This is a genomic window from Micromonospora deserti (assembly GCF_003236335.1).
GTDB lineage: Bacteria > Actinomycetota > Actinomycetes > Mycobacteriales > Micromonosporaceae > Micromonospora > Micromonospora deserti.
In genome coordinates, this window is sequence record NZ_POUB01000250.1 from 1 (window position 1) to 8,907 (window position 8,907).

An 8,907-nucleotide genomic window follows, 5' to 3' on the forward strand; every position below is an offset into this window, starting at 1 on the left:
CGTCAGAGCGGGCCGGGGTGGGGCTGGTCCAGCGGCATGGGCACCTGCAGGAACGTGGTGCCGCGCAGGTCCAGCCAGGCCCGGTCGGGCGAGCGGACCAGGCGCAGCATCACCGAGGTGCAGTTCGGGCAGCGGCCGACCAGGCCGGGCGCGTGCGAATAGACCCGCAGCGCCGCCATCGGGCCGAGCATGCCGCAGTGCTCGCAGCGCCCGGTGGCGGCGCTGAGGTCGACGGCGAACAGTTCCCGCAGCGGGCCGTCGAGCATGTTGCCGTCCAGGTAGGACATCTCCGTCATCGTGTCTCCCTCGACTCAGCCGGTGGGGCCGAACCGCTCGGTCTTCACCCGCCGGGTCTGGTGCCCCAGCCCGACCAGCAGGTCGGCCACGGTCTCCACGAAGCCGGTCGGGCCGCAGACGTAGCAGAGCGGCTCCAGGTCGGGCGGCCAGCCGTGGCTGTTGACGTCGGCCAGGCCGATCCGGTGCGGCTCGCCCCGCCAGCCCTCCGGCGCCTCGCGGGTGTACACGTACGCCACGTCGAGGCCGAAGTCGTCGCGGGCCCGGCGGCGCAGTTCGTCGGCGTAGAGGACGTCCGCCGGGGTGCGCACCGAGTAGAGCAGCCGGAAGGGTGCCCGGCTGCCGGCCGCCCGACGGGCCCGCACCATCGCCATCAGCGGCACCACGCCCGACCCGCCGCCCACCAGCAGCACCGGCGCGATCTCCTCTGGTCGCCAGACGAACCAGCCGCCGACCGGCCCGCGCACCTCCACCGGCTCGCCCTCGGGGTAGACGTCGATCAGGTACGGCGACACCTCGCCGTCGGGCACCCGCTGGACGGTCAGCTCGATGCGCGCCCCGCCCGGGCCGTCGGCGACCGGCGCGGCCAGCGAGTACGACCGGGCCGCCTGGTAGCCGTCCTCGGCGGTCAGCCGGACGTCGACGTGCTGGCCGGGCAGGTGGCCGGGCCAGTCCGGCACCTCCAGCACCAGGGTCTGGGCGGTCGGCGTCTCCACCCGGCGCTGGACGAGCCGGGCCACCCGCCACCGCAGCGGGGCGGTCAATCGCCCTGGTACCGCTGCTCACGCCACGGGTCACCGTAGTCGTGATAGCCGGCGGTCTCCCAGAATCCGGGCTGGTCGGTGGTCGTCAGCCGGATGCCGCGTACCCACTTGGCGGATTTCCAGAAATAAAGGTGCGGCACCAGCAGCCGGGCCGGGCCGCCGTGCTCGGCCGGTAGCGGGCCACCGTCGTAGGTGTGCGCGACCCAGGCCCGGCCGCCCCGCAGGTCGGCCAGCGGCAGGTTGGTGGTGTAGCCGCCGTACGAGTGGGCCTGCGCGTAGTGGGCGGCGGTGTCGATGCCGTCGAGCAGGACGTCCAGCGAGACGCCCTGCCAGTCGGTGTCGCGCTTGGACCAGCGGGTGACGCAGTGGATGTCCATCGTCGGCGTCTCCTGCGGCAGCGCCATCAACTCGTCCCAGCTCCAGCGGAACTCGGCGTCGGTCTCGGTGGAGATGACGAACTCCCAGGTCTCCAGCGGCACCTTCGGCGTCGGCCCGGCGGAGAGCACGGGAAAGTCCTCGGTCAGGTACTGCCCCGGCGGCAGGGCCGGCTCCGCCGAGCGGGGCCGGCCCTGGAAGCCGGGTGACACGATACCCACCCGTTAGTCCTACCACCTCCGGCGCGACGCCGGGAGGCGGTCGGTGGGTGCCGGCCGCGGCGGGCGACCGCGACGGCCCGGTCAGCGCCGCTCGATCACGGCGGCCTCCGTCCCGCCCCGCACCCTGGTGCGGGTGGCTCGCAGGCTGGTGAGGGTGACGACCACCAGCACCACCACGATCACGGCGAGGGAGAGGGCGGTGGGGATCTCCGGCACCCCCGGCCAGATGCCGTGCGCCCAGTGCAGGCCGAGCTTGACGCCGATGAACGCGAGGATGATCGCCAGGCCGTAGCTGAGGTGCACCAGCCGGCTCAGCGCGGCGTGCAGGACGAAGTAGAGCGCCCGGAGGCCGAGCAGGGCGAACGCGTTGGTGGCGAAGACCAGATACGGGTCCTCGGTGATGCCGTAGACCGCCGGGACGGAGTCCACCGCGAAGACGACGTCCGTGGCGAGCACCGCCACCACGACAAGGGCGAGCGGGGTCAGCGCCCGCCGGCCATCGACCCGCACGAGCATCCTGGTGCCCTGGTAGTCGTGGGTCACCGGCATGACCCTGCGCAGCAGGCGGACCGAGCGCATCTTGTTGATGTCCACCTCCTGCGCGTGGCCGGAGAGCGCGTCGCGCAGCAGCTTGATCGCGGTGACGATCAGGATGGCGGCGAAGAGCAGAAAGGCGAAGTCCAGCGTCTGCAGGGCCGCGGCGCCGAGCGCGATGAAGATCGCGCGGAGTACGAGCGCGCCGGCGATGCCGTAGAGCAGCACCCGCTGCGCGAGCACGGCCGGCACCGTGAAGGCGGCCAGCAGCAGCATGAAGACGAAGAGGTTGTCGACCGATAGGGACTTCTCCACCAGGTAGCCGGTGAGGTAGTCCATGCCCTGCTTGGACCCGAACCGCGCCCAGACCCAGGCACCGAAGGCGAGCGGGAGCGCGATGTAGAACGCCGACCAGCCGAGCGCCTCCCGCAGCGACACCTCGTGCGGGCGGCGGGTGACCACGAAGTCCAGCACCAGCAGGGCGAGTACGCCGGCGATGGTGGCGACCCAGAGCGTCGGGGTCCCCACCGACTGGATATCGGTGGCAGCAAGATATGACAATTCGGTCATGAAGCCTCCTCGAACACCGTGTCATGTTCGAGGTCTCCTTCACCCACCGTTCGTGGGCAACCACCCGAGGCACGCTCCTGGCCCGCCGTACTGACCGGAATGGTTCGTGGGAAGTACTCCCCTCGTGGCGACAAGGTTAGGGCAGGCCGATTCCCGCCGCCAAGCGGGGCGGGCCGCCGCCATCCCAGATCACCCCTGCTCACCGGGCCTGACCCGCCCGTGCGGTGACCGCGGCGAGGACGGCACCGACGTCCAGGTCGGCCATGCGGGCCGGGCCGCCGGCGTCCAGCGGGCAGTTCGCCTGCCACCAGCAGGGCTGCTCGGTGATCGCGGTGGGCAGCCGGTGCGGGCAGCCGGGCAACCCCTGCAGGCCGACGCCACCCATGCCGTACCGCCGGGCGTCGGTCAGGCCGAACAGGGCCACCGTCGCGGCGCCGGCGAGCCGCGCCGGCCCGGTGACCGCCAGGTCCGGCGGGCGCCCTGGCGGCGGGCCCGGCCGTGCACCGCGGGCAGCAGCATCAGCAGGTCGCCGATCCCGCCGAGCAGGTCGACCACCAGGATGTCCGCATACCGCTCAGGCACCCCGCCGCTCCAGCGTGCGCCGGTACAGGTCACGGTGCGCGGCGGCAACCCTGATCCGGGTCGTCGACCACGCCACCTCCCCGTCTCGCCGGGGGATTCCCGGGCCGTTACGGGGCAAACGCCGAGCGCCTATGGTGTGCCGATGACCGAGGACGTCCCGGCCGGTCCGCTGGCCGGCGTACGGGTGATCGAGCTGGCCGGCATCGGGCCGGGGCCGTTCGCCGCGATGATGCTCGCCGACCTGGGCGCGGACGTGGTGCGGGTGGACCGGGTGACCGACGTGGACCCGTCGGCCTTCGGCACCCCGCACCCCGACCTGCTCAACCGGGGGCGGCGCTCGATCGGGGTGGACCTGAAGTCGGCCGCCGGCCGGCAGGTGGTGCTGGCTCTGGTCGGCAGCGCGGACGCGCTGATCGAGGGTTTCCGGCCGGGCGTCACCGAGCGGCTGGGCGTCGGTCCCGCCGCCTGCCTGGCGGTGAACCCGCGACTGGTCTACGGGCGGATGACCGGCTGGGGGCAGGACGGTCCGGCCGCCCCGTACGCCGGGCACGACATCGACTACCTGGCGCTGACCGGGACGCTGCACGGCATCGGCCGGGCCGGGGAGCGCCCGGTGCCGCCGATGAACCTGCTCGGCGACTTCGGCGGGGGCGGCATGATGCTGGCCCTGGGCCTGGTCAGCGCCCTGTACGCGGTGCGCGGCGGCGGCACCGGGCAGGTCGTCGACGCGGCCATCGTGGACGGTGTGGCGGTGCTCAGCACCCAGATCCACGCGCTGCGCCGGCTCGGCATGTGGCAGGACCCGCGCGGGGTCAACCTGCTCGACGGCGGCGCACCCTTCTACGACACGTACGAGTGCGCGGACGGCAGACACCTGGCCGTTGGCGCGCTGGAGCCGAAGTTCTACGACGAGCTGGTCCGGCTCGCCGGCTTCCCGCTGCACCCTGACGAGGCGCTGGACCGGACCGACCCGGCGAACTGGCCGGCGCTGCGCGCGGCCTGGGCGCGGCTGTTCCGCACCCGCACCCGGGACGAGTGGACCGAACTGCTCGGCCCTTCCGACGCCTGCGTGGCGCCGGTCCTGAACTGGCAGGAGGCGCCGCAGCACCCGCACCTGGCGGCGCGGGGCACCTTCGTGCGGCGCGACGGGGTCACCCAGCCCGCGCCGGCTCCCCGCTTCTCCGGCACCCCGACCGCGGTGCGCCGCCCACCGCCGCAGCCGGGCGAGCACACCGACGAGCTGCTCGCCGAGGCCGGTTTCGACGCCGAGCACATCGCTGAACTGCGCGAGACCGGCGCGGTGGCCTGAGCGGCATCGTCACGGCTTCCTGGCTGGCTCAGGAGCGGCGCAGGGTCGCTCCGGGGGCCATCGCCGGTTCGACGAGGTCCCGGTAGTCGCGCGGCAGTTGCATCGCCACGTCGTCGAACTCGCCACCGGTGATCGCCTCCCGCAGGGTGACGAAGACCGCCCGCGCGCCGCTCTTCGCGGTGGCCTCGTCCACCCCGGCCCGCAGGGCGACCCGCGCGACGAAATCGGCCGCGCCGAACCGCTCCGCCGCCTCGGTACGCGGGCTCGGCTTCACCACGACCTGCAACGGCCTGGGCAACTGGGCGGCCAGGTCCAGCACCTCCCCGCCGGTCAGCCGCTCGGCGAGCGTCTCCAGGGTCGCCCGGGTCAGCTCCACCGCCTGCTCTGAGGAGGCGCGGGTGCGTTGGGCGACCTGATCGACGAAGGTGTTGTAGTTCATCGTTGCTCCTTCGGGCTGCCGTCGGCCTACGCGTACCCCCCGGCTCGGGCCGGAAACGGCCACGGATTTCGCCGCCGGCCGGCGCGTGAGCTCCGCTCCGGCGGGTAACCGCCGCCGGTCGTGACCGGATCGATGCCCGAGGAGCCGACACCATGGCGAGTTACGCCGACGTGCTGCAGTACCTGTCGAGCCTGGACTACCCGGCGGACAAGGACGACGTGGTACGCGAGGCCGAACGCGAGGGCGCCCCGCCGGACGTGTTGCAGGCCCTGCGCGCCTTGCCGCCGGTGGACTACGCCAACGGCAACGAGGTGGCGCGGTCCGCGGCGATCGAGGCCGCCCCGGAGGTCGGCGCGTCCCAGCGGGCGGCGCAGGCCCGGGACACGCACCAGCGGGTGTCGCAACACCTGCGCGGTATCTGACCTGTTGCGCCGGGCGGGTCGGTAGGCGCCTGGCGGGGGTAGCCGGGGCTCGCGTGGCGGGCCCCGGTGGCAGCACCAGCTCCGGTCTGGGCGGGACGGTGGTGTCAGCCCACCACAGACACCGGAAGCTCCTGGTCGTCCACTATGAGCCCCAATGGGAGGAACCCCCGGCCCGAACGCACCGACGGCGAGGTGCGCGCCGGGCCCGGAACATGCAGGCGCCCCGAACCGCGAACCGCGGCCGGAGCGCCCCGCAGTACCTACCCTGGGGTGAGCCGCACCCGAACCGGGACGCCCCACCAGGCAGGGGGTTGACGTCCGCCCGAACCGGGCGGGCATCACTGCCGCGACCATCATACGATGCAACATCGTCCGAATGGACAGTGAATGCGGAAGTGTGGGCCAACGCACCGAGTCGGGTCACCCGGTCAGCTCCCCGTACCGCTGCTCCAGGTCGACCCGGGCGAGCGCGCCGACCAGCCAGGCAAGGCGTTCGGACTCGCCGCTGCCGGCCAGCCCGGCCAGGTCGTCGGCCGAGCGCCCGAGCCCGAGCCGGCGCGCGGCGACCAGGGCCCGCCGGTCGGCGACCGGCGCCACCTCCCGCCACAACGCCTGCGCCTCGCGCAGGAACAGGTCGACCACCTGACCGTCCACACCGGGCAACCGGATGAGCAGTTCCCGCTCCCGGGCCGGGTCGTGGTGCGCCACCGTGCGCAGCCGGCGCAGGTCGCCGCGGTACCTGTCGACCACCGTCTGAGCCAGGTCGCCGAGAGTGGTGGCGAGCGCGTCGACGTCCCCGCGCTGCCCGGACTCGCGCAGCACCCGCACCCGGTCGGCGTGCAGCGAGCGGGCCAGCCTGGCGGCGCTGTCCCAGCCGTTCGCAGGCAGTGCGTGCGCGCTGTCCAGGGCGCGCCGGAAGTCACCCCGGCGGGCCAGCAGCACGGCGAGGCAGAGCAGTTGGAACAGGCTCGCCGGGTTGTTGGTGACCCGGAAGCCGTACTGCTCGGCGAAGCCCCGCCCGCCGCCGGCCAGCCGGCGTACCAGGCGCTTCTTGTCTTCGATGTTGGAGATGCTGGTGGGCATGCCCGCGACTACCCGCGCAGCGCCCGGGCACGCCTGCCGCCTCAGCCGAGTACGCCCCCGCTGCGGTCGCGGGCCTTGAGCCGGGTGGTGGGCAGCGCCGGCGCCGGCAGCGGCGGCGCCGGATCGTCGGCGACGACCCCGAAGCGCCGGCCGGCCATCCAGTCTTCCCGGGCTGCGGCGACCTCCTCGTGCGAGCGACCGACGAAGTTCCACCACATCACCAGCGGCTCCTCGAACGGTGTACCGCCGAGCAGCAGCAGCCGGCTGCCTGCCTTTCCGCGCAGCGTGAGCCGCGCCCGCCCGGTACCGAGGTAGAGCAGCGCGCCCGGGGCGAGCGGCACCCCGTCCACCTCCGCGCCGCCGGACATGGCCAGCAGCCCGTACTCGAAGTCGGGGCGCAGCGGCAGCATGGCCGGCGCCGGCCCGCGCAGCTCGAGCTGCGCGCCGAGCAGCGGGGTGTGCACCACCGCCGGAGACCGCTCCCCGGCCAGCTCGCCGACCAGCAGGGTGACGTCGAGTTCGCCGTCACGCCAGCGCGGCAGCTCGGCGTGGTGGGCGAAGTCCGCGGCGCCGGCCCGCGCCGGATCCGGCAGCGCCACCCAGAGCTGCACGCCGTGCATCAGCGGCGGGTGCTCGGCCGGCGACCGCTCCGAGTGCGCGATGCCGCGCCCGGAGGTCATCACGTTGAGCTGACCGGGTCGGATCGGCTGCACGTTGCCGAGGCTGTCGCGGTGCAGGATCTCCCCGTCGAGCAGCCAGGTCACCGTCTGCAGGCCGGTGTGCGGGTGCGGCGGCACCTCCATGCCCGGCCGCTCGGCCACGTCGTCCGGGCCGAAGTGGTCGACGAAGCACCAGGCGCCGACCATCCGACGCTGGCGCTGGGGCAGCAGGCGGCGCACCGTGGTGTAGCGCCCGAGCGGAACATCGTGGCCGGGCAGCAGGACGCTGCCCGGATCGACGGTGGCCACGCCAGGTGGGCGGGTCTGTGCCGGCATCTTCTCGGTACGCTCCACCGCCCGACTGTACGCCCGGAGGTGCCCGCCGGCGGGCGGGTGCTCAGGCACCGACGACGGTCAGCGTGGTGGTTTCGGCCACCAGGTCGACGAGGAGCCGGTCGAGGGAGCGATCCCAGCCAGGTGCGTCGAGGACGGCACCGGCGGCGACAGCGTCGCCACGCCGCTCGTGGAGTGTGGCCTGGCCGATGCCGGCGGTGGCGCGGACGCGGACCGGCAGATCGTCCGGCACCAGGATGTCGAAGCGGCTCACCCCGCCGGTGATCCGTACGACCAGCGTGCCGGCGACCTGTGGCAGCCGCAGGTCGGTGCGGGTGGCGCCGCCGGCGATTTCCACCCCGGCCAGCCGGGCCCCGGTCAGGTCAAGCCGCTGCTCGGTGACGGCGCCGCTCACCCGCAGGCGCCAGGTCACCCGCGCGTTGAGCATCACGTCGACGGCGTGCGGACCCGGACGGTCGGTCGGGGTGACCCGCAGGCGGACCAGGTCGCCGAGCATCTCCGGCTGGCCACGGACGCCCGCGTCGGACGGGCCGCTGACCCGGTAGAGGTCGTCCCCCAGGTCCGCCACCCGCAGGTGAAGGCGGGTGAGCGGGTCGACCAGGTCGAAGCTGGCGCGGTGCCGGCCGGCCAGCGGCGCGGTCAGGGCGGGCCCGTCCGCCGGCCGCTCCGCCGCCTCATCGGCCGCGCCCCGGCTGCCCGGCCGCCCGGCCGGCGACTCGTCGGCCGCACCCAGCCCGCCCGGCCCTGCGGCGACGGTGACCGTCGGCGCGGCGACGCGTCCCTCGGAAAAGGCCACCGCCAGGCGGTGCGGGTCGGAGAGCGTCACCACCACGGCGGCGGCTCCCAGGGCGAGCACCAGCGCGACGGCGGCGGCCAGCAGGCGCGCCCCACGCGGCCAGCCTCGCCTCGCCGAGTGGCCGGTCGGATCCGAACCCCCAACCAGCTCCACTTCCGGCGCGACGCGCCGGGCAGGCTCCGGACGGCGGCCCCCGTCGTACCCCGATACCGCCATGGTCTTCCCCTCTCACGTCCCCGGCCATGGCTGGTCTTCCCCTCTCACGTCCCCGGCCATGGAGTACGTGGCGCGGCCGGCCCCGGATCAGCCCTGCGGGTTGTTCGGGGCCGGCCCTGGGTATGCCGCTGGCCGGCGCCCCGTGTGGGGTGCCGGCCGGCGGGTGTGGGTCAGCTGTTCCAGTGCTGGGTGACGAGGTCGGCGGCCTGCTGTTCCCACTGTGCGTAGTGGTCCGGGTAGGCCGAGACCTGCACGGTCTGGGCGGCCCGGGTCAGCGGCATGTCCTGCC

The 8,907-nt window shown here is 74.1% G+C and carries 12 protein-coding genes; 2 read left to right on the forward strand and 10 right to left on the reverse strand.

Translation table 11 applies throughout. The features are described 5' to 3' along the window. Positions 1 to 2 precede the first annotated feature (2 nt). From C1I99_RS25515 to C1I99_RS32915, 6 genes are all read right to left on the reverse strand, one after another. A complete protein-coding gene (locus C1I99_RS25515; protein ID WP_111136734.1) occupies positions 3 to 296 on the reverse strand; it encodes a DUF6510 family protein in 294 nt (97 codons plus the stop codon). Positions 297 to 311: 15 nt separating this feature from the next. Next, positions 312 to 1,058 (reverse strand): ferredoxin reductase, encoded by a 747-nt coding sequence (locus C1I99_RS25520; protein WP_111136735.1) that lies wholly within the window; start codon positions 1,056 to 1,058, stop codon positions 312 to 314. Beyond that, positions 1,055 to 1,645, reverse strand: a complete 591-nt coding sequence (locus C1I99_RS25525) for a sulfite oxidase-like oxidoreductase (RefSeq protein ID WP_199562389.1) — start codon at positions 1,643 to 1,645, stop codon at positions 1,055 to 1,057. The genes C1I99_RS25520 and C1I99_RS25525 overlap by 4 nt, the downstream gene beginning before the upstream one ends. 90 nt (positions 1,646 to 1,735) lie before the next feature. Then, positions 1,736 to 2,758, reverse strand: a complete 1,023-nt coding sequence (locus C1I99_RS25530; RefSeq protein ID WP_111136737.1) for a TerC/Alx family metal homeostasis membrane protein — start codon at positions 2,756 to 2,758, stop codon at positions 1,736 to 1,738. Between the two features lie 199 nt (positions 2,759 to 2,957). Beyond that, complete coding sequence (locus tag C1I99_RS25535; RefSeq protein WP_111136738.1) at positions 2,958 to 3,182, reverse strand: hypothetical protein; 225 nt, start codon at positions 3,180 to 3,182, stop codon at positions 2,958 to 2,960. Beyond that, entirely contained in the window at positions 3,164 to 3,340 is a 177-nt protein-coding gene (locus tag C1I99_RS32915; RefSeq protein WP_158554109.1) for a hypothetical protein, read from the reverse strand. The genes C1I99_RS25535 and C1I99_RS32915 overlap by 19 nt, the downstream gene beginning before the upstream one ends. Positions 3,341 to 3,482: 142 nt before the next feature. On the opposite strand from C1I99_RS32915, the gene C1I99_RS25545 reads away from it, so the two are divergent. Then, positions 3,483 to 4,649 (forward strand): CaiB/BaiF CoA transferase family protein, encoded by a 1,167-nt coding sequence (locus tag C1I99_RS25545; RefSeq protein ID WP_111136740.1) that lies wholly within the window; start codon positions 3,483 to 3,485, stop codon positions 4,647 to 4,649. A 28-nt stretch (positions 4,650 to 4,677) separates the two neighbouring features. Here C1I99_RS25545 and C1I99_RS25550 read toward each other — a convergent pair whose 3' ends face one another. After that, positions 4,678 to 5,088 carry a DUF2267 domain-containing protein gene (locus tag C1I99_RS25550; RefSeq protein ID WP_111136741.1) on the reverse strand — a complete coding sequence of 137 codons (411 nt, stop codon included), beginning with the start codon at positions 5,086 to 5,088 and terminating at the stop codon, positions 4,678 to 4,680. Positions 5,089 to 5,240: 152 nt separating this feature from the next. Between C1I99_RS25550 and C1I99_RS25555 the strand changes: the two genes are divergently transcribed. Continuing rightward, positions 5,241 to 5,510: a DUF2795 domain-containing protein gene (locus tag C1I99_RS25555; RefSeq protein WP_111136742.1), complete on the forward strand. Its 270-nt coding sequence runs from the start codon at positions 5,241 to 5,243 to the stop codon at positions 5,508 to 5,510. A gap of 420 nt (positions 5,511 to 5,930) precedes the next feature. Here C1I99_RS25555 and C1I99_RS25560 read toward each other — a convergent pair whose 3' ends face one another. Genes C1I99_RS25560 through C1I99_RS25570 form a run of 3 tightly spaced genes read right to left on the reverse strand, consistent with a single transcriptional unit; the run spans position 5,931 to position 8,618 of the window. Then, on the reverse strand, positions 5,931 to 6,593 hold the full coding sequence (locus C1I99_RS25560) for a hypothetical protein (RefSeq protein ID WP_111136743.1): 663 nt from the start codon (positions 6,591 to 6,593) through the stop codon (positions 5,931 to 5,933). A gap of 41 nt (positions 6,594 to 6,634) precedes the next feature. Continuing rightward, positions 6,635 to 7,606 carry a pirin family protein gene (locus C1I99_RS25565; RefSeq protein ID WP_111136744.1) on the reverse strand — a complete coding sequence of 324 codons (972 nt, stop codon included), beginning with the start codon at positions 7,604 to 7,606 and terminating at the stop codon, positions 6,635 to 6,637. Between the two features lie 43 nt (positions 7,607 to 7,649). Further along, positions 7,650 to 8,618 carry a toast rack family protein gene (locus C1I99_RS25570; RefSeq protein ID WP_233512708.1) on the reverse strand — a complete coding sequence of 323 codons (969 nt, stop codon included), beginning with the start codon at positions 8,616 to 8,618 and terminating at the stop codon, positions 7,650 to 7,652. Positions 8,619 to 8,907 lie beyond the last annotated feature (289 nt).